Source organism: Bosea beijingensis (assembly GCF_030758975.1).
GTDB classification, from domain to species: domain Bacteria; phylum Pseudomonadota; class Alphaproteobacteria; order Rhizobiales; family Beijerinckiaceae; genus Allobosea; species Allobosea beijingensis.
In genome coordinates this window covers 1,346,839-1,367,128 of sequence record NZ_CP132359.1, presented here as the reverse complement: position 1 = coordinate 1,367,128, position 20,290 = coordinate 1,346,839, and the positions used below count along the sequence as shown (strand labels likewise).

The following is a 20,290-nucleotide window of genomic DNA, read 5'->3' as shown; positions in this document are numbered from 1 at the left end:
TTCGGGCGGCCCTTCTCATTTCTTGGCTGACGGCGGCGCTTACTCGAAGCGCCCGCTGGCATGGGCCAGCATCGTGTAGACCTTGCCGGTCTCCGAAGTCAGGTAGGTCTTGGCCACCATCGAGTCGCGGTCGTCCTTGGCCGCTTCGCCGAGCAGGCGCTCGAACTCGTCGATATAGCGGTCGACCGTATCCTTGAACTCGGCGTCACGGCGGTACTTGCGGCGCATCTCGTCGAAGGTCTGCTGGCCCTGCAGCGTGTAGAGCCGGCGGGTGAAGACGTTGCGCTCACCGCGCTTGTAGCGGTCCCACAACTCGACGGCGGCGTCATGGTCGATCATCCGCGCGATGTCGACGGAGAGCGAATCGAGCTTCTCGATCGAATGCGTCGTCGGCTTGCTCGGCTCGGGCTGCTTGTCCTCGCGCGAGGCGCGGGTCAACAGGTCGGAGAGCCAGCCAGCCTTGGCCGGCTGCTGCTGCGGGGCAGGCTCCGGTTGGCGGCGCGGCGCCTCCTGCACGGAAGCCGGCCGGGTCGGCGTCGTCGCGGTCTCGATGCGGACGGCCGGGCGCGGCGCGGCAGGCTGCTCGGGTTCGCTCGCCGCGGCATCGAGGGACGGCCGCAGAAGCGGCTCCTCCGCGGCAGGCGCGGGCTGCGGCGCAGGCGTGAACGCCGGAGCGGGCCGGGCCGGGGAGGCGACGGCGGCAGCCACGGCTGCAGTCGCTGCGGCGACCGGGCGCCGGCTGGCGGCATGGTCGATCGGCATCGAGACGTCGCCCCGCCGGCCGGCCCGCGTCACGATCTCCGTGAGGTCGTTCAGCGCCTTGATCTGCTCGGCCACGACCCGGCGCATGGCCGAAGTCGATTCCTGGGCTTCCGCCGGCAGTTCGAGCACGCCGCGCTTCAGCTCGGCCCGGGTCGCCTCCAGCTCGCGCTGGATGTCGCCGGTGATGCCGCGCATGTCCTGCGCCGCCTTCTGGAATCGCTCGGTGACCTTGGCGATCTCGCCGCCGACCTCGGCCGAGACCTGGGCATAAGCCGCGCGCAGGGCCTCCGCCGTGCGCTCGCGCTCCTGGCCGGTGGCCGAGCGGATCGTCTCGAACTGCTGGGCGATGGCGTTCGTGGTCGATTCCGCCGAGTCGGACAGAACGGTGCCGATCTGGCGGGCACGCGCCTCGGCTGTGCTTAGCGAATCGTCGATCAGCGTGCCGAAGGAGCGGGTGATCGACTCGATATCGTCGGTCCGGTTGGTAATGAGCCCATGGAGCTGCTCAAGCGCCTCGCGACGCTCGACCAGAGCCTTGCCGACGCGGCCCTCGATCTGCTCCAGCCTGCCGGCGACGGCGTTGAGCGCCGCGCTGCTGGCCTGGGTCACCTCATTGAGCGAGGTGCCGCGATCGTCGAGCTGGCCCACCAGCGCCGCGGTCTCGCGCAGCGTGCCTTCCGAGAAGCTCTTCAGCTCGGCGATCTGCGCCGTGACCTGCTGCGAGGCCGAGCCGGCCTCCGCCATCACGGTGCCGATCACCGTCTGCAATTCGCCGACGCGGGTCGACAGGCTGTTCTCGACGGCGGCGAGGTTCTTGTTCGCGCCGTTGACGATCTGCTGCATCAGCTTGTTGGCTTCGCCGAGGCGTCCCAGCATGCCGCCGAGCTCCTCGCGGAGCTGCTCGTTGGTGCCGACCAGCGCCTCGACCGATTGCTTCGAGCCGGCTTCGAGCGTCTCGCGCAGAGCACTGGACGAAGCCTCGATCGCGCTCGCAATGGCGGCGCCACGATCGCGCAGGCCGGCGACGATGGCGTTGCCGCGGCTTTCAAGCGCACGGACCACGATCTCGCCGACCGAGGCGAATTCGTTGGCGAGCGCTTCGCCGCGCTCGTTCAGCGCCTCGACGGCGCCGTTGCCCTTGGCGTCGAACGTGGCGCGCAGAGCCTCGACACGTTCGTCGACCGACTGGGTGAAGGCCGCGCCCTGCTCGCCGATAGCCGCGACGAGGCTGTTGCCCTTGGCATCGAACACGGTGCGCAAGGTCTCGACGCGCTCGTCGAGTGACTGGGTGATCGTATCGCCCTGGCGGCCGAGGGCTGCGACGAGGCCGCTGCTGCTCGTGTCGAAGGCAGCGTGCAGGGCGGTGGTCCGCTCCTCCAGCGAGGAGGCGACGGCCGCGCCCTGGCGCTCCAGCGCCGTGACGATGCCGGCGCCCTGGCCCTCGAAGATCGCGCGGAGCTGCTCGGCGCGCTGGTCGAGCGCGCCCGAGATGGCGTCGCCCCGACGGCCGAGCGCGGCGACGATGCCGAGCCCGCGATCGTCGAACAGGGTGCGCAACTGCTCGGCACGCTCGGTAAGCGCGGCAGCGATCGCTTCGCTCTGGCCGGCCAGCGCCGAGACCATGCCGCCGCCCTGGTCGTCGAACAGCGCGCGCAGCTCCTGCGCCCGCTCGGCGAGCACGGAGGCGATGGCTTCCGAACGGCCCTGCAGCGTGGCGGCGATCTCGTCGCCGCGGGTGTCGAGCGTGTGCGAGACGGTGTCGAGGCGGCCGACGACGCGCTCCTCGAAACGCGCGACGCTCTGGTCGAGCGTGTCGGCGATCTGGAGGGCACGGCCACCAAGCGTGGCGTTGATCGTGTCGGCCTTGTCGCTGAGCGTGCGGGTGAGCGACTCGCTCTTGGAGGTGACGACCTCGCCGATCTCGTCGGCCTTGGCTGCGAGTGCCTTGGTGACCTCGCGGCCCCCCTCGGCCAGCACGCGGGCGATATCGACCGTTCGCTCGACCAGCGCCTCGTTGAGGGCGGTGGCGCGCGAGCCCAGGCTGCCGTCGATGCGGGCGATCAGGCTGTCGAGCGTGCCGGCGATCTCGGCGCTCTTGGTGCCGGAGCGGTCCTCGAACAGCTTGATCTGGCTCTCCATCGCCTCCGCCGCCTCGCGGGTGCGGCTGGCGAGGAGCTCGGCCGCTTCCAGCGCGCGCGTTCCGGCCTTGTCGGCCAGCATGACGCTGTCCTCGGAGATCAGCTTCTCGACCTGCGCGATACCGGAATGGAGCGCGGCGGTAAGCTGCTGCGCGTCGCCCGAGATCTTGGCGGTCAGGACGCCGCCCTGGTTGACGATGAGGTCCTCGAATGCGCCGAGGCGCGCGGCGAGCGCGTTCTCGACATCGCGGCCCTGCGTATCGAACAGCGTCGAGAACGCGGCGAGACGCCCGCCGAGCGCGGCCTCGATCTCGTGCCCGCGCTCGTCGAAGAGCCTGGTCAGCGCGTCGTGGCGCAGCGCCAGCGCCTCGTTCAAAGCCTGCGCGCGGCCCTCGACCGAACGCAGCATCGACTCCGCATTGGCCGAGAGCGCCTCGTTCACGCGCCCGCCCTGCTGGGTCAGCGCCAGCACGATCTCGCGGCCGGTGCCGGCGAGCATGGTGCGTGCCTCTTCTGCATGGACGGTGAAGGTGTCGCGCAACCCTTGCGTCGCCTCGGAGACACGGTCGGCGACATGGCGGCCGTCGACATTGATCGTCTCGGTGAGGGTGCGGGTCGCCTCGGTCATGCGGCGCGCCAGATCCTCGCTCTGCTCGCCGAGCAGGGTGTGGACCTCGCGGCCGGTGCTGACGAGGTCGCGCACCATGGTTTCGCGCTGCTCGCCGAGCAGGGCGCCGACCTTCTCGGCCGTGTCGCTGATGTTGGTGAGGAAGCCGGTCTGCTGCTGTTCGAGAGCGGTCTTCGCCGCCTCGATGCTGCCGGTGACATGGGCGGCGAGCGTCGCGCCGCGCTCGTCGAGCTGCTGGTCGATATTGGCGCCGGTCTCGGCGAGGCGGATGATCAGCGCGTTCGAGCGCTCCGCCAGGATGCCGTGTACCGAGCGGCCGACATCGGCGACGCGGCTCGCCAGCGCCTGGCTCTCGTTGCCGAGCAGATCCTTGATCTCGAGTCCGGCCTGCGAAACCTTGACGGTCATCGCACCGGCCTGCTCCTCGAGCAGCGCGCTGACGCGCATGCCGGTCTCGGACAGACCGTTGATCAGGCGCTCGCTCTCGTTGCCGACGACGACGCCGACCTCCTGGCCAGCCTGGGTCAGGCGGCTGACGAGCAATTCGCTCTCGTCGCGCAGGCGGGTCTCGACCGTGTTGACCGCGCCCGAGACGCTGGAAACCAGCGCCTCGCTGCGCTCCGACAGCAGCTTGGCGACGTCGGCGCCGGCATTCGAGACGCGCGCGACGGTGGCGTCGCCCTGCTCGCCCATCAGGCTGGCGAGGTTGCGGCCGGCATCGGAGACGCTGGCAACCGCGGCTTCGCTACGCTCCGTGAGCACGCGAGCCAGCTCGCTGCCGGCCTGCGACACGCGGTTGACGACGCCGTCGCTCTGCTGGCCGACGAGATCGGCGAGTTCGTTGCCGGCGCTGGAGACGCGGTGGACCAGCTTGTCCGCCTGCTGGTCCAGCAGGCCGTGGACGGTCTGGCCGGTTTCATTGAGGCGGTCGACGAGCTTGCTGCCCTGCTCGGTGAAGAGCCCGTTCACCTGGCCTGCGACATCGGTGATGCGGCCGGTGAGCGTGTCGCCATGCTGGGCGACGGATTCGCTGAGGGACTGGCTGGCGTCGTTGACGCGCAGGATGATCGCCTCGCTGCGCTCGCGCAGCACGTCGTCGACGGTGCGCGCGGTCTCGTTGAGGCGGCCGACCAGAGTGTCGCCATGCGTGCCGATCAGGCCGTGGACGCTCTCGCCGACCTCGGTCAGACGGGTGGCGATGGCCTCGTTCTGGCGGTTGAGCAGGCTGTTGACGCCGCGGCCGACTTCGGCGAGGCGGGTGGTGACGCTCTCGCCCTCGTCGGACAGCGCGCTGCGCAGCGCCTCGCCCGATTCCGCCAGGCGTGCCTGCAGGGCCTCGCTCTGGCTTTCGATCAGCGCGACCATGTTGCGGCTGCTGACCTCGAAGCGCTCGGCCGCTTCCGTGCCGCGCGCCGAGATGTCGCGGGCGAGCGTCTCGCCGGTGTTCTTGAGCAGTTCGTTGACGGTCTCGACACGCCCGGTCAGCGTCTCCGCCACCTGGTTGCCGGTCTCGCTGATGGCGCGGGTGACGTCCTGGGCGCCGGTGGTCAGGCCCTCGGTCAGGACGGCGCCGGTGCGCTCCAGCGAGCTGGCGATCTCCTTGGCGCGGCCATCGAGCATGTCCGACAGGTTGCCGCTGGCGCCGGCCAGGCGCTCGGAGACTTCGCCGGAGGTGATCTGCAGGCGCTCGACGAGGTCGTGGCTGCGGCCGCTGATCTCCTCGATCATCTTCTCGCCGGCGCGGCCGAGCGCCTGCGTGATCTGGTCGCCCTTCGCGCCGAGCGAACCGGTGACGCGGTCGCCGGCCTGCGAGACCGCTTCCGCGATGGCGCGGCTGGCGCTGTCGAGATCCTTGGCGAGCCCGTCATGGGCACCGCTGATGGCGAGCTTGACGCGCTCGGCATTGCCGACCACCGCCTCGCGCTGGGTGACGAGCTCGTCGATCAGCGAACGCAGGCGGATCTCGTTATCGGCATAGGCGCGCTCCAGCGTCGAAATCTCGCCGCGGACGATGGTTTCCAGCTCGCCGGCACGTGCGACCGCGCGCTCGATGCCGTCGCCCATGGCGGCGACCTCGCGGCGGATGGTCTGGCTGAGCGAGAGGACGGAATCGGCGCCGGCAACCTCGGGCTCGGCGAGGCGAAGCGCGACCTCGGTCATGGCGCGCGAGATCAGGCGCATTTCCTGGGTGCGGCGATAGAGTGCCGCCAGGACGAAGAAGAACACGACCGGCGCGCCGATCGAGAGCGCGAGCAGCGTCCATTCGCCGATGCCGAAGCTGGCGACGGGCTCGGGCAGGCCGTTGCTGAACGAGCCGTAGCGACCGAGCAGGACGAAGGCGGCGCCGCCGAGCCAGGCGAGCGAAGCGAGTGCGGCGAACCAATACGGCCTGCTCGACGGGCGCACGGCGAAAGCCTGGACGAGGGAGCTCGAATCCCGGCGGTCGTCATTGGCGACGCGGCTGGTATCGGGCGCGATCGCGGCGCGCGGCGGCGCAGGCTGCTGCTGGGCGGGGGCGGCAGGCGCGGGCGGCGGCGAGGCAGGGGCCGGCTCGACGCGCGGCATTTCGAGCTTCAGGTCGTTCTCGCTGGTCGAGGGCAGGCGAGGCTCGGTTTCGACCGGCGTGTCGGTGCCGTCCTTGGGCTGGTCAAGCCGAAGCGCCTCTTCGATCGCCGACATCGCAGCTTCAGTGGGGTCCTGGAGCTTCTTGGGTCGATTCATCGTTGCCGCCTCGCCACGCTACTGAACATGGGCGCACACGGTGATTTCCGCCACCCCATGCCGCCTCTGGCCGGGTGAACGGAGACACTGCGCCCATCATTTACCAATTGGAAGGGTAGTGGACCCCCGGAGCGTTGGAAACCCATTTGACCGCGCGATTCACAAACGTCGTTAACGCCTCGTTTACCATCCGGGCGCTTCCTGAAGGGCATGAGGCCGACCCGTGCGGCCATTTGATGACATCTGCCGAAGAGCGTCCGACATGACCGAGAAGGCCATCGATTTCGCCTATCTCTCCCGCCAGACCGCCGGCGATCACGAGCTGGAGCGCGAACTGCTGGTGCTGTTCGCCCAGCAATGCGTCGTCCATCTGCGGGCCATCCATGGCAGCACCGAGCGGCAGGCGCGGATGGACGCGGCTCATACGCTGAAGGGCGCGGCGCGCGCCGTCGGCGCCTGGCAGGTGGCGGAGGCGGCGGATCGTATCGAGGCAGGCCTCGCCGGGCCGCAGCAGCAGGCGAGCGAAACCGCGCTCGACGCGCTGGCCCTGGCCGCGGCCGAGGCGAGGGCGGCGATCGCCCGCTTCGACTGCGCCGCCTGAGCACGGCTGCGGCGCGAAACCCCGTTCCGTGCCGCTTTGAAATGCTCTAAGCGGTGCCGGAGATCGCGCCGCCGGAGTTTCCCATGCCGAACATCACCTTCATCGACGCTCATGGAGAGAGCCGCACCGTCGAGGCGGAAGCCGGCTCGACGGTGATGGAGACGGCGATCCGCAACGCGATTCCGGGCATCGAGGCGGAATGCGGCGGTGCCTGTGCCTGCGCCACCTGTCATGTCTATGTCGACGATGCCTGGACCGCCGCCGTCGGCCATGCCGAGCCGATGGAGGAGGACATGCTGGACTTCGCCTTCGACGTGCGCCCGAATTCGCGCCTCTCCTGCCAGATCCGTATCCGCGCCGAGCTCGACGGGCTCGTCGTCCGCACGCCCGAGCGTCAGGGCTGAAGGCATACCGGCCTATCTCGGAGTCTCTTCGTCATCCCGGGCTCGCCCCGGGATCCATCGAAGGCCTCCGGAGCTCTACGATGGATTCCGGATCGGCGCTGCTGCGCAGCTTGTCCGGGATGACGATGTGTTTCTCAACAGAACCCGGCGAGCCTGAGGTTCCGCGCGCGGCGCTGCGCCGCATCCCCACATTTGCGCTGGATCATGGCGCGCGTGCTGGCAAACTCCATGATGGTTGCACAGCCCGCTCGGATTGCCGCACGCCCCGTCGGACGTGGCAACAGCGATCCGGGCATCTGTGGTATGATCGGCGCGTTCGACAGGCGGTGCCTGCCTGTCGGTTCGATGCCTAGGAGGATGCGATGTACAGATCGATCATGGTCCCCGTGGATCTCGCCGAGGCCGAACTCGCTCAGCCGGCGATCGCGGCGGCGGTATCCTTCGCCAAGATCTCGGGCGGGCGCGTGCGACTGGTCTATGTCCGTTCGCTCATCCCGGTCACCTATATGGAGTTCGTGCCGGCTGATTTCGATTCCGAGCAGCAGGAAGACGCAGAGGCCAAGCTCGCCGAGATCGCCGCGAAGGTCGATCTCCCGGCCGAGCAGGTCTCGGCCAAGGTGCTGATCGGCTCGGTCCATGGCGAGGTTCTGGCCGAGGCCGATGCCGGCGGCATCGACCTCATCGTCATCGGCTCGCATGAGCCGGGCATGCTTGCCTATGTCATCGGCTCGAATGCCTCGGCGATCGTGCGCCGGGCGAAATGCTCGGTGCTGGTCGTCCGCTGAGCCTCAGCCCGTCCCGCCCGGGACGAGGCTTTCAGGCACTTCGCCGGTCGCGAGTTCGCGCGGCTGGTTGAGATTGACCAGCGGCCAGACCTGCCAGAACGACGCGGCGATCAGCAGGACGCCGAGCAGGCCGGCATTGGTCGCGCCCTGCTGGAAGGCGCGCAGCGTGAAGGCCGTGAGCATCAGCAGCGACAATGCGCCGACGACGGCGACGCCGAGCCAGATCGGCTTCGGCCGCCCGGCGACGAAGCGGGCCTTGGGATTGGCGCGCGCGATCGCCGCCGACAGCGCCGTGACGAAACGATGATAGCGCGGATCGTCGCGGTCAAGATCGGTCAGCGAACGCCAGGAAAGGTTGCCGAAGGTCACGGTCCGGCCATCGCTGAGCCTGAGCTGTGTCTTGTAGCCCTTCGACGAGATATTGCCGGGCGCATAGACGAAGCGCACCTGCTCGACCGCGCTCAGGCGGATGCTGTCGACCCGGCGCGTCCGGTCGACCTCAAGCGTGTCGCCGTCGAGCTTGTAGGCGATCTCGAAGCCGACCGGCTTCGGGCGCTGACGCCAGCTCGGGGCAGGGGCGTCGTCATCCTCGTTCATAACCGTATGCGTCACCGCGCCAGAACCTTCATCGCGCCATCGAGCCCGTCGAGTGTCAGCGGGAACATGCGCCCGCCCATCAATCCGCCGATCTGGCGGATCGACTGGGTGTAGTTCCAGAGATTTTGCTGCACCGGGTTGAGCCAGACCGACTTCGGGAATTTCGTCGCCAGTCGTTCCATCCAGACCTCGCCGGCCTCCTCGTTCCAGTGCTCGACCGAGCCGCCGGGCATCGCGATCTCATAAGGGCTCATCGAGGCGTCGCCCACGAAGACGAGGCGATAGTCGGACGGGTAGGTCCTGAGCACGTCCCAGGTCGCGATCTGCTGGTCGTGGCGCCGGCGGTTTTCCTTCCAGACCCGCTCATAGGGGCAGTTATGGAAGTAGAAATGCTCGAAATGCTTGAACTCTGCCCGCGCCGCGGAGAACAGCTCCTCGGCCAATTCGATATGCCAGTCCATCGAGCCGCCGACATCGAGGAAGAGCAGCACCTTCACGGCGTTGCGGCGTTCTGGCCGGAGCTGGACGTCGAGATAGCCGTGCTTGGCCGTCTCTGAAATCGTGGTGTCGAGATCGAGCTCATCGGCCGCGCCGGTGCGGGCGAAGCGGCGCAGGCGCCGCAGCGCGATGCGCATGTTGCGCACGCCGAGCTCGCGCGTGTCGTCGAAGTCCTTGAACTCGCGCTTGTCCCAGACCTTCACCGCCCGGAAATTGCGGTTCTTGTCCTGGCCGATGCGGATGCCTTCGGGGTTGTAGCCATAGGCGCCGTAGGGCGAGGTGCCGGCCGTGCCGATCCATTTGCTGCCGCCCTGATGGCGGCCCTTCTGCTCGTCGAGCCGCTGCTTCAGCGTTTCCCAGAGCTTCTCCCAGCCCATCGCATCGATCTGGGCCTTCTCTTCGTCGGTCAGGAATTTCTCGGCGAGCTTGCGCAGCCATTCCTCGGGAATGCCGGCTTCCTCGATCGCCTGCTGCAGCGTCTCCATGCCCTTGAACACCTGGGCGAAGACGCGATCGAACTTGTCGAGATGGCGCTCGTCCTTCACCAGCGTGGCGCGGGCGAGATAGTAGAACTCGTCGACCCGATGTTCGGCGAGATCGGCCTCCACCCCTTCGAGCAGCGTCAGATATTCGCGCAGGGTCACGGGGACCTTGGCGGCGCGCAGATCGGTGAAGAGGCGAAGGAACATGCCGCTAATGTGAGGGCATGGGGCGCCGGGTCAAGCGGCGTCCGCGCAACAGGCGCGAACGCCGCTCGAACCCGAACGTTGGCTGTTACGCCACCGCGTCGGCGAGGTCCTTGGTGACCTTGAACTTCACGACGGTCTTGGCGGGAACCTTGATGGTCGCGCCGGTGGAGGGGTTGCGGGCCTCGCGGGCTTCGCGCTTGGCGGCGGAGAGCTTGCCGATGCCGCCGAGGGTGACGTCGTCGCCCTTCTTCAGGGTCTTGGCGACGGTCGCGCCGAGCGAGGCCAGGATGGCCGAGACATCGGCCTTGGTCTTGCCGGTCTCTTCGGCGATGGCGGCGATCAGTTCGTTCTTGGTCATGAATTCCTCCTTGAGAAGGTGGTTCAGGCGTCGCGTGCTGGATGACGGCCGTTCATGCTCGTTTCCGACACGAGCGACCGCGACACATGGATGCCATTCGCGGCGCGCAACTCACGCAGTTGCCACGGTTACCGCGGAAAGACGATGCCTGCGGCGGTAGATACGCACAGGAAACGGCTTCGTTCCATCGGTTTCACGCGGGAACAAGCCCATTTTAGAGCCACGACAGGCTTGTGCGGCCAACCTGACCTATCGTTACCTTCCGAAGCCGGCGAATCGCTGCGGCGGAAGCCGCCGCAGCACAGGTGTCGAACTCAGGCCTGGATGCCGTCGACGTACCAGTCCATCTTCGAGAGCATCTCGTCGCTGGCGGTCTCGCCGGCCTTCAGGCGTACGACACCCTTCTGATCCTTCAGCTCGCCGGTGAAGGGGTGGAGCGTGCCGGCGATGATGCCCTTGGTGACCTCGTCGGCGGCGGCGCGGGCAGCCGGCGTGACGGCGTCGTTATAGGGTGCGATCTTAACCATGCCCTCCTTGAGCCCGTGCCAGACCGCGCCGCTCTTCCAGTTGCCGTCCATCACGTCCTTGACGCGCTTGATGTAGTAGCCCGACCAGTCGTCGACGATGGCCGAGAGATGGGCCTTCGGCGCGAAGGACTTCATGTCGGAGGCCTGGCCGAAGGCGAAGACGCCGCGCTGCTCGGCCGCCTGGAGCGGGGCGGCGGAATCGGTGTGCTGGGTGATCATGTCGGCGCCCTGGTCGATCAGCGCCTTGGCGGCGTCGGCCTCCTTGGCGGGGTCGTACCAAGTCGAGCACCAGACGACCTTGGTCTTGAAGTTCGGGTTCACCTTGCGGGCGGCGAGGTGGAAGGCGTTGATGCCCATCACCACTTCAGGGATCGGGAAGGAGGCGACATACCCGGCCTGGCCGGTCTTCGACATATGGCCGGCGATGGTGCCGATCACGGCGCGGCCCTCGTAGAAGCGCGCATCGTAGGTCGCGACGTTCTCGGCGCGCATATAGCCGGTGGCATGCTCGAAATGGAGCTTCGGGAACTGCTTGGCGACCTGGATCGTCGGGTTCATGAAGCCGAAGGAGGTCGTGAAGATGAGCTGGTTGCCGGCCTGGGCGAGCTGGCGGATCGCGCGGGCGGCGTCCGGTCCCTCGGCGACGTTCTCGATGAAGCTCGTCTTGATCTTGGCGCCGTATTCCTTTTCCAGCGCGAGCCGGCCCTGGTTATGCGTCCAGGTGTAGCCGTGGTCGCCGATCGGGCCGACATAGACGAAGCCGACGCCGAGCGGGGTCTGCGCCGAGGCGCCCCGGCCGAGGATCGGCAGGGTGGAGGCGGCGGCCGCGCCGAAGGTCAGCCTGCGGCGGGTGATGATGCTGGTCATGTCCAAAAACTCCCCGTTATGGGTTGCGGCGTCAGGACGCCGAGAAGGGTTTGCCGAGGCAGGCGGGCGCGTCGAGCCGGCCGGTCTTCCGTCCTAGCGACATCATGGTCAGAACTGCAATCGTCGCAAGGTAGGGGGCCATCGCCAGGACCTCCGGCGCGAGCCAGGTGACGCCGGCCGCCTTGGCCTGCAATTCCAGCGTCATGACGGCGCCGAAAAGATAGGCCCCAAGCAGCAGGCGCCCCGGCTTCCAGGCCGAGAACACAACGAGCGCCAGCGCGATCCAGCCGCGGCCGGCGGTCAGGCGATCCGCCCACATCGGCGTCAGCGCCAGCGAGAAATAGGCGCCGCCGAGCCCCGCGAGCGCGCCGCCGAAGGCAACGGCCGCATAGCGGATGGCGATGACCGGATAGCCGATCGCATGAGCGGAAGCATCGTTCTCGCCGACGGCGCGCAGGATCAGTCCGGGCCGCGTCCGGCGCAGGAACCAGCCGACACCCGCGACGAGCGCTAGCGAGAGATAGACGAGGATGTCGTGGCCGAAGACCAGCCGCAGGATCGGATGCTCCGACAGTGCCGCTGGAAACACCGGCTGGAGCCGCGTGATGGTGCGCCCGACGAAGCCCGCGCCGATCAGCGAGGAGGCGCCGATGCCGAAGATCGTCAACGCCAGCCCCGTCGCGACCTGATTGGCCATCAGCGAAAGCGCGAGCACGGCGAAGATCATCGAGGCCGCGACGCCTGCGAAGGCCGCCGCGACGAGGCCGATGCCGGTGCTGCCGGTCGAGAATGCGACGGCGAAGCCAGCGACCGCGCCGCAGAGCATCATGCCCTCGACGCCGAGATTGAGCACGCCGGCCTTCTCGGCGACGAGCTCACCCAGCGCGGCCAGCAGCAGCGGCGTCGAGGCCGCGATCAGCGTCATCAGGATGGAGACGAGCATGGCTGAGGTCATAGCTCATCCCTTGTCATTCCGGGGCGCGCCGTAGGCGTGAACCCGGAACCCACGACTGGGTGAGATCTTTGCCGCACCGTCATGCTCGCCCTTGTGGCGAGCATCCATGTCTTGAACACCACGCGCGCCGAAGGAGGGCGTGGATGGTCGGGACAAGCCCGACCATGACGGGTTTTGCCGCTCGCCCGGTCGTGGGTTCCGGGTTCTTCGCGATGCGAAGCCCCGGAATGACAAAGGGGGATGCGCGTTGAGCCTGTCACACCACCCTCCGCTTCCAGCCGATCCGCCAGCGCACCAGCACGTCGGTGGCGAGCAGCATGAAGAGCAGCGTCGCCTGGAACAGGCCGGTTGCGGCCTGGGGCAGCCTCACCGTCGACTGCGCGATTTCGCCGCCCACATAGGTTCCTGCCAGCACGATGCCGCCAAAGACGATGCCGAGCGGGTTCAGCCGGCCGAGGAAGGCGACGATGATCGCGGTGAAGCCGTAGCCCACCGGGAATTGCGGCGTGAGCTGCCCGAACGGGCCGGCCGCCTCGAACAAACCGGCGAGGCCGGCGAGCGCGCCGCTGGCCAGCATGGTCGCCCAGGTCGTGCGCGCGGCACTGAAGCCGCCGTGACGGGCCGCGGCCGGCGCGAGGCCTACGACCTTGATCGCGTAGCCGGCGGTCGTCTTCTCCATCAGCAGCCAGGCGATGACCGCGAGGGCGAGCGCTGCGGGAATGCCGAGATGGACGAGCGTTCCCTCCAGTACGGTCGGTAGCGTCTGGTCGGCGGTGAACATCCGCGTCTGCGGGAAGTTGAAACCGCCCGGATCTTTCCACGGCCCACGCACCAGGAAATACAGGAACTGCACCGCGACATAGGTCAGCATCAGGCTGGTCAGGATCTCGCTGACCTGCAACTTGACGCGCAGGAAGGCGGGGATCGCGGCCCAGGCCATGCCGCCGAGGATGCCGGCCAGCATCATGGCGGGCAGGATCCACCATCCCGTCATGTCATAGGTCAGCAGGGCGACGCCGGTGCCGGCGATGGCGCCCATGACATATTGCCCCTCGGCGCCGATGTTCCAGACATTGGCCCGAAAGCCGATGGCGAGCCCGAGCGCGATCATGACGAGCGGCGCGCCCTTCACCCCGATATCGCCCCAGCGCTGCGGCTCCAGGAACGGTGTCAGGAAGATGCTCTCGACCGCGTGGAAACCGTCATAGCCCATGGCGGTGAAAACGATCATGCCGATCAGAATGGTGAGCCCGATCGCGATCAGCGGGCTTGCGAGGAGCATCAGCGCGCTCGGCTCACGACGGCGGCGCCATTCAAGCATGGGCTGCCTCCGCGCCATGGATACCACCCATCATCAGGCCGATCTCGTCGATGCCGAGGCTGGCGACCGGGCGCGGCGCCGACAACCGGCCTTCGTTGATGACGCAGAGCCGGTCGGCGAGCTCCAGCAATTCGTCAAGATCCTGCGAGATCACCACCACGGCCGAGCCCTTGGCAGCGAGATCGACCAATTCCTGCCGGATCGCGGCGGCGGCACCCGCATCGACGCCCCAGGTCGGCTGCGAGACGACGAGCACGGCCGGTTGCTGCCCGATCTCGCGGCCCATGATGAATTTCTGCAGGTTGCCGCCCGAAAGCGAGCGCGCGAGCGCGGCGTTGCCGGTGGTGCGGACGTCGAACAGCTTGATCACGCTGTCGGCGAAGCGCTTCACGCTGCCGCGGCTGATGATGCCGAGCGGGGCCAGGGGCAAGCGGTGGCGCGCGGTCAGGACGCCGTTATCGGCGAGCGAGAAATCCGGCACGGCGGCATGGCCGTTGCGCTCCTCGGGCACGCAGGCCAGGCCGAGCGCGCGGCGCGCGCCGGCTCCTTCCAGGCCGACAGCTCTCCCGTCCAGCGTGATCGCTTCGGCATGGGCGGCGAGCTTTTCGCCCGAGAGCGCGGTCAGCAACTCCGCCTGTCCATTGCCGGCGACGCCGGCGATGCCGAGGATCTCGCCGGCCCGCGCCTCGAACGAAACGCTCTCCAGATCGGTGCCGAAGGGTGGCTCGCCGGGGAGCGACAGACCCTTGGCCTCCAGCCGGACAGCACCGGCGCCAGACGCCTTGCCGTGCTCGATCTTGCGCAATTCCGCGCCGATCATCAGCTCGGCCATGCGCTTGGTCGTCTCGACACTGGGGTCGCAGGTCGCGACGACACGCCCGCCGCGCAGGATCGTGGCGCTGCCGCAGAGCGCTTTGATCTCGTGCAGCTTGTGCGAGATGTAGAGGATCGAGCAGCCCTCGGCCGCGATCTGGCGCAGCGTCGCGAACAGGCGCTCGACCTCCTGCGGCGTCAGCACCGAGGTCGGCTCGTCCATGATCAAGAGCTTCGGCTTCTGCAGCAGGCAGCGCACGATTTCGATGCGCTGGCGCTCGCCGACCGAGAGCGTATGAACCTCGCGCTCCGGGTCGAGCGGCAGCGAATAGGATTGCAGGATCGCGGCGACGCGCTGCTTCAGTTCCTCGCGGTCGACGGCCTCGTCGAGCCCGAGCGCGATATTCTCGATCACCGTCATCGCGTCGAACAGCGAGAAGTGCTGGAAGACCATGCCGATGCCGAGCTTGCGCGCGGCCTTGGGCGAGGGGATCGCAACGGGCGAACCGTTCCAGGAGATGGTGCCTTCGTCGGCCTGCTGGACGCCGTAGATGATCTTGACCAGCGTCGACTTGCCGGCGCCGTTCTCGCCGAGCAGGGCGTGGATTTCGCTCGGAGCGACGCTCAGGCTGATGTCTTCATTGGCTTTGACGCCGGGAAAGCTCTTCGAGATATGGGCGAGCGCCAGCCGCGGCGGCACATCCTGCTCACGCGGCGGTTTCATGTCGCGACCGTCTCCCTTTCGCCGGTGCCCTTCGGCCAAGCAAGCAACGCACCAGTTCGGCTGCCGTCAAGGCCGCGATCACCTCCGGGCGCTTGTCGTCCACATCCGAACCGCCGATCGGGCAGGTCAGGCGCGCGAGCGCCTCGCGCCGCCCGCCGCTGCGCAGGAAGCCCGATTCGAAGCGCGCGCGCTTCGTCGCCGAGCCGATCATACCGACATAAGCCGCATCGCCGCGCGCCAGCGCCGCCTCGGCCAGCCGGTAGTCGAGCGCATGGCTGTGCGAGAGCACGACGAAGGCGGCTCTTGCGGGAGCGCTCGCAACCGCATCGACTGGATCGGCCATGCGGATGCAAGTCACGGCCGCCGGCAGCCCGCTCATGACATCATCGCGATCGTCGATGAGCGAGACAGAAACCGGCAGGGGCGCCAGCGCCTTCGCCAGCGCGCGGCCGGTATGGCCGGCGCCAAATATCAGCACCGGCGGCCTCGCCGCCGCTTCCGCCTTCTCGCGGGCGCTGAACAGGGCGATTTCGGCCGCGCCGGTGTGACGGAGCGAGACACGCACCCTCCCGCCGCAGCACTGTCCCATCTGCGGCCCGAGCGGAATGTCGAGCAACTGATCCTCGGCGCCCTCGCTGAGCATGTGCCGGGCGATGTCGATGCAGTGGAATTCGAGCTGCCCGCCGCCGATGGTGCCCGCGATGGCGCCGGAGCTGACCGCCATGCAGGCGCCCGCCTCGCGCGGCGTCGAGCCCTCGGCGGCCTCGATTCGGACGAGAACGATGCCGTTGCGCTGATGGGTGATGAGGAAAGCGGCGAGGCTCATCGTCCGGCCTCCGCCCTGACCCTCTCAACCGCATCGAGCACCCGTTCCGGCGTCGCCGGGGCGTCGAGGCGCGGGCAGATGCGATGATCGCCGACGCTCGCCACCGCATCCGACAGCGCGTGCAGAACCGAGATCGCCAGCATCAGAGGCGGCTCGCCGACAGCCTTGGAACGATGGATCGTCGGCTCGCGGTTCGGCGCATTCTCCAGCAGATGCACGTTGAAGACGCGCGGCCGGTCGGAGGCTACGGGGATCTTGTAGGTCGAGGGAGCGTGGGTCCAGAGCCGGCCCTTCTTGTCCCAGACCAGTTCCTCGGTCGTCAGCCAGCCCATGCCCTGCACGAAGCCGCCCTCGATCTGGCCCTTGTCGATCGCCGGGTTCAGCGATTGCCCGCAATCGTGGAGGATGTCGACGCGCTCGACCTTGTATTCGCCGGTCAACGTATCGATCGCGACCTCGGCCGCCGCCGCGCCATAGGAGAAATAATAGAAGGGGTGGCCGCGCCCTGCCTTGCGGTCCCAATGGATTTTCGGGGTCGCGTAGAAGCCCGTCGCCGAAAGCTGGACGCGGGCCATATAGGCAGCGGCGATCAGGTCCTTGAAAGCGATCTCCCGGGCGCCAACCTTCACGCGGCCCGGCAGGAAGGCGATGTCCTCCGCCGCGACCTGCCAATGCTTCCCGGCGAATTCCGTCAATCGCTTCTTGATCGTGTCACAGGCGTCGAGCGCGGCCATGCCGTTGAGATCGGAGCCGGACGAGGCGGCGGTCGCCGAGGTGTTCGGCACCTTGCCGGTCGTCGTGGCGGTAATCTTGATCTGGTCGAGCCCGATGCCGAAGGCGTGCGCCACCACCTGCGCCACCTTGATATAGAGCCCTTGCCCCATCTCGGTGCCGCCATGGTTCAGCGCGACCGTGCCGTCGGTGTAGACATGCACCAGCGCACCCGCCTGGTTGAACCAGGTCGCGGTGAAGGAGATGCCGAACTTCACCGGCGTCAAAGCGATGCCGCGCTTGACGATGGGGCTTTTCGCATTGGCCTCTCGGATCGCGGCCTTGCGCGCCTGATAGTCGCAGCGCCGCTCCAGCTCCGCGATCACCTCGGCCGCGATATTGTCCTCGACGGTCTGGTGGTAGGGCGTGACGTTGCGGCCGGCATCGCCATAGAGATTGCGCCGGCGGACCTCCAGCGGGTCGAGCCCAGTCGCGTAGGCGACCTCCTCGATGAAGCGCTCGGCCCCCACCATGCCTTGCGGCCCGCCGAAGCCGCGGAAGGCGGTGTTCGAGCAGGTGTTGGTGAAGAGCGGCTCCGAGCGGGCGCGCACCGCCGGATAGAAATAGCAATTGTCCATGTGGAACAGGGCGCGGTCGGTAACCGGCCCCGACAGATCGGCGTTCCAGCCGCAGCGCGCCGCATAGACGGCGTCGAGCGCATGGATGCGGCCCTCGTCGTCGAAGCCGATCTCGTAGTCGCAGACGAAGTCGTGGCGCTTGCCGGTGATCGCCATGTCGTCGTCGCGGTCGGGCCGGAGCTTCACCGGCCGCTTCAGCTTGCGAGCACAGATGGCGGCGACGCAGGCGAAGAGATTGGCCTGCGTCTCCTTGCCGCCGAAGCCGCCGCCCATGCGCCGGACCTCGACGGTGACCGCATGCGAGCCGACCCCGAGCACGGCCGCGACCATGTGCTGGACCTCGCTCGGATGCTGGGTCGAGACCAGCACCGCCACGTCCTCGTCCTCGCCGGGGATGGCGAGCGCGATCTGGCTCTCCAGGTAGAAATGCTCCTGTCCGCCGATCGCCATCGTGCCTTTGAGCCGGCGCGGGCTCGCGGCGAGGCCGGCAGCGATATCGCCGCGCTCCAGCTTGAGCGGCGCGGTCACGAGCTTGCCGCCGGCTTGACGAGCCGTCGCGATGTCGATCAGCGGCACTTCTTCGGCATACTCCGTCTTCGCGAGCGTCGCAGCATGGCGCGCCTGCTCGCGCGTCTCGGCAACGACAGCAAAGAGCGGCTGGCCGTGGAACAGAATGGTTTCGGTCGCGAAGACCGGCTCGTCATGGAGATGGGTCGAGGAGATGTCGTTGGCGCCGGGAACGCCTGCTGCCGTCAAAACGGCGATCACGCCCGGCGCGGCGCGGACGGCATCGAGGTCGACCGAGAGCAGCCGTCCGTGAGCGATCGTGCTCGTGCCGAGATAGGCGTGCAGCAAGCCTTCGGGCGCGGCGATGTCGTCGATATAAAATGCTTCGCCCGCGACATGCTTGGGCGCGGAATCATGGATGCGGGAGCTGCCGATCGGGCCGCTCTCCACTCCGATATCGAGCTTGCGGCGTGCGTCAGCCATGGGCGGCCTCTGCCAGCAGGCCGGCAACCCGCGTCTGTGTTTCAGCTTCCGTCGTCTCGATCAGGAAGCGGTGCAGCAGGTTGCCGGCAATCCTGAGCCGATAATGCGCCGAGGCACGCATGTCGTCGAGCGGCGTGAAATCCTGCGGCAGGGCTGCGATGGCGGCTGCGACGGCCGTCTCGTTCCAGAGCTGGCCGACGAGTGCAGCTTCTGCCGCCTTCGCCCGCTTGGGTATGCCGGCCATGCCGCCATAGGCGAGACGAGCTTCGCTGATGCGCCCGTCGCTGCCGAGCGTCAGCCGGAAGGCGCCGCAGGCGGCCGAGATATCCTCGTCGAAGCGCTTCGAGACCTTGGAAGCATGGAACAGCACGCCCTCCGCCAGCTTCGGCACCAGCACGGCCTCGACGAACTCGCCGGGGCGCCGATCCTGCTTGCGGTATTCGATGAAGAAGCTTTCGAGCGGGATGGTACGCCGTTCGAGGCCGGTTTCGTCGCGCCGTGCCAGCACCAGCTTCGCATCGAGCGCGATCAGGGCCGGCGGCAGGTCGCCGATCGGCGAGCCGTTGGCGATGTTGCCGCCGATCGTGCCGGCATTGCGCACCTGCTCGCCGCCGAAGCGGCGCATCAGTTCATCGAGCTGCGGCGAGAGGGCGGCCAGCGCCGTGCGGACGTCGATATGACCAGCCATCGCGCCGAAGCGCAGATGGTCGCCCTCGTCTCTGATCGTGCGGAGCGCCTCGATCCGCCCGAGATAGATCACCGGATCGAGCCGCTTCATCGCCTTGGTGACCCAGAGCCCGACATCGGTCGCGCCCGCGACCAGCGTCGCCTGCGGATATGCCGCGACGAGTTCGGCCAGCGCTTCGGCAGTCGCGGGCGCATAGAAGCGACCGCCTTCGCCTTGCAGGGCGAGCGTCTCGGTATCGTTCAGCGCTGCAAGCCGCGCTGCAACGGCCTCGCGCTCCAGCAGGAAGCGATCCGCCTCGCGCGGCGCGATCTCGTCCACGCGGCGGCCGGCGGCGATGATCGGCTCGTAGCCGGTGCAGCGGCAGAGATTGCCGGCGAGCGCATCCTCGATGCGGCCGGTATCGGGTTCCGCCTCGTTGAGCCGGAGCGCCAGCAGCGACATGACGAAGCCCGGCGTGCAGAAGCCGCATTGCGAGCCGTGGCATTCCACCATCGCCTGTTGCACCGGGTGCAGGGAGCCATCCGCGCCCTTCAGATGCTCGACGGTGAGCAACTGGCAGCCGTCCAGCGTCGGCAGGAAGCGGATGCAGGCATTGATCGCCTCGTAGCGCACCCGCGCGCGATCCAGCCTTCCGACGACGACGGTACAGGCGCCGCAATCGCCCTCGGCACAGCCTTCCTTCGTGCCGGTCATGCGCTGGTCGAGGCGCAGCCAGTCGAGCACGGTCAGGGTCGGATCGCAGCTTTCGATCTCGACCAGTCTGTCGCCGAGCAGGAAGCGCAAGCTCTCACGCATCGCGTGGGCTCCCATCAAGATGCCGCCATGCGCGGGTCATCCCGGGCGACCGACCGGAGACCCGGGGATCCATGCCGGAACATGTCCGAAAGAGGTTCGGGCATGGATCCCGGATCTCCGCTGCGCTGCGTCCGGGATGACGGCGTTGAGGTCAAGGGCCATTCTCATGCCCGCAGATTAGGCATGATCCGCGCTTGGCCGGAAGCTTCGATTTGGTGCAGATGTGATGTGGAATTGTGCCGGAGCTGCCCGAC

At 68.0% G+C, this 20,290-nt stretch carries 14 protein-coding genes; 3 read left to right on the top strand and 11 right to left on the bottom strand.

Features of this window, described 5'->3' with window-relative positions:
- Nucleotides 1-39: 39 nt before the first annotated feature.
- Nucleotides 40-6,249, bottom strand: coding sequence for an apolipoprotein A-IV repeat region-like domain-containing protein (locus tag Q9235_RS06665; protein WP_306226033.1), 6,210 nt, complete (start codon nt 6,247-6,249; stop codon nt 40-42).
- A 262-nt stretch (nt 6,250-6,511) separates the two neighbouring features.
- Here Q9235_RS06665 and Q9235_RS06660 point away from each other — a divergent pair, with 262 nt between their 5' ends.
- The 3 genes from Q9235_RS06660 to Q9235_RS06650 all read left to right on the top strand — a co-directional run bounded on the left by Q9235_RS06660 (nt 6,512) and on the right by Q9235_RS06650 (nt 8,039).
- Nucleotides 6,512-6,850, top strand: coding sequence for an Hpt domain-containing protein (locus tag Q9235_RS06660; RefSeq protein ID WP_306226032.1), 339 nt, complete (start codon nt 6,512-6,514; stop codon nt 6,848-6,850).
- 83 nt (nt 6,851-6,933) lie between these two features.
- Entirely contained in the window at nt 6,934-7,254 is a 321-nt protein-coding gene (locus Q9235_RS06655) for a 2Fe-2S iron-sulfur cluster-binding protein (RefSeq protein ID WP_306226031.1), read from the top strand.
- A gap of 362 nt (nt 7,255-7,616) precedes the next feature.
- On the top strand, nt 7,617-8,039 hold the full coding sequence (locus Q9235_RS06650; RefSeq protein WP_306226030.1) for a universal stress protein: 423 nt from the start codon (nt 7,617-7,619) through the stop codon (nt 8,037-8,039).
- A gap of 3 nt (nt 8,040-8,042) precedes the next feature.
- On the opposite strand, the gene Q9235_RS06645 is transcribed toward Q9235_RS06650, so the two are convergent.
- The 10 genes from Q9235_RS06645 to xdhA form a co-directional block, all read right to left on the bottom strand.
- Nucleotides 8,043-8,651, bottom strand: coding sequence for a hypothetical protein (locus Q9235_RS06645; RefSeq protein WP_306226029.1), 609 nt, complete (start codon nt 8,649-8,651; stop codon nt 8,043-8,045).
- Entirely contained in the window at nt 8,648-9,823 is a 1,176-nt protein-coding gene (locus Q9235_RS06640; RefSeq protein ID WP_306226028.1) for a vWA domain-containing protein, read from the bottom strand. The genes Q9235_RS06645 and Q9235_RS06640 overlap by 4 nt, the downstream gene beginning before the upstream one ends.
- Before the next feature lie 85 nt (nt 9,824-9,908).
- Nucleotides 9,909-10,181 carry an HU family DNA-binding protein gene (locus Q9235_RS06635; RefSeq protein ID WP_047582325.1) on the bottom strand — a complete coding sequence of 91 codons (273 nt, stop codon included), beginning with the start codon at nt 10,179-10,181 and terminating at the stop codon, nt 9,909-9,911.
- 314 nt (nt 10,182-10,495) lie between these two features.
- Nucleotides 10,496-11,575: a BMP family ABC transporter substrate-binding protein gene (locus Q9235_RS06630; protein WP_306226027.1), complete on the bottom strand. Its 1,080-nt coding sequence runs from the start codon at nt 11,573-11,575 to the stop codon at nt 10,496-10,498.
- Between the two features lie 31 nt (nt 11,576-11,606).
- The gene (locus Q9235_RS06625) at nt 11,607-12,530 is read right to left on the bottom strand and encodes an ABC transporter permease (RefSeq protein WP_306226026.1); all 924 of its coding nucleotides are present in this window, start codon (nt 12,528-12,530) and stop codon (nt 11,607-11,609) included.
- 256 nt (nt 12,531-12,786) lie between these two features.
- Complete coding sequence (locus Q9235_RS06620) at nt 12,787-13,851, bottom strand: ABC transporter permease (RefSeq protein WP_306226025.1); 1,065 nt, start codon at nt 13,849-13,851, stop codon at nt 12,787-12,789.
- On the bottom strand, nt 13,844-15,388 hold the full coding sequence (locus tag Q9235_RS06615; RefSeq protein ID WP_306226024.1) for an ABC transporter ATP-binding protein: 1,545 nt from the start codon (nt 15,386-15,388) through the stop codon (nt 13,844-13,846). The genes Q9235_RS06620 and Q9235_RS06615 overlap by 8 nt, the downstream gene beginning before the upstream one ends.
- Complete coding sequence (gene xdhC, locus Q9235_RS06610; RefSeq protein ID WP_306226023.1) at nt 15,372-16,214, bottom strand: xanthine dehydrogenase accessory protein XdhC; 843 nt, start codon at nt 16,212-16,214, stop codon at nt 15,372-15,374. The genes Q9235_RS06615 and xdhC overlap by 17 nt, the downstream gene beginning before the upstream one ends.
- Nucleotides 16,211-18,553, bottom strand: a complete 2,343-nt coding sequence (gene xdhB / locus Q9235_RS06605; RefSeq protein WP_306226022.1) for a xanthine dehydrogenase molybdopterin binding subunit — start codon at nt 18,551-18,553, stop codon at nt 16,211-16,213. The genes xdhC and xdhB overlap by 4 nt, the downstream gene beginning before the upstream one ends.
- Nucleotides 18,546-20,036 (bottom strand): xanthine dehydrogenase small subunit, encoded by a 1,491-nt coding sequence (gene xdhA, locus Q9235_RS06600; protein ID WP_306226021.1) that lies wholly within the window; start codon nt 20,034-20,036, stop codon nt 18,546-18,548. Before xdhA ends, xdhB begins: the two co-directional genes overlap by 8 nt.
- Between the last annotated feature and the right edge of the window lie 254 nt (nt 20,037-20,290).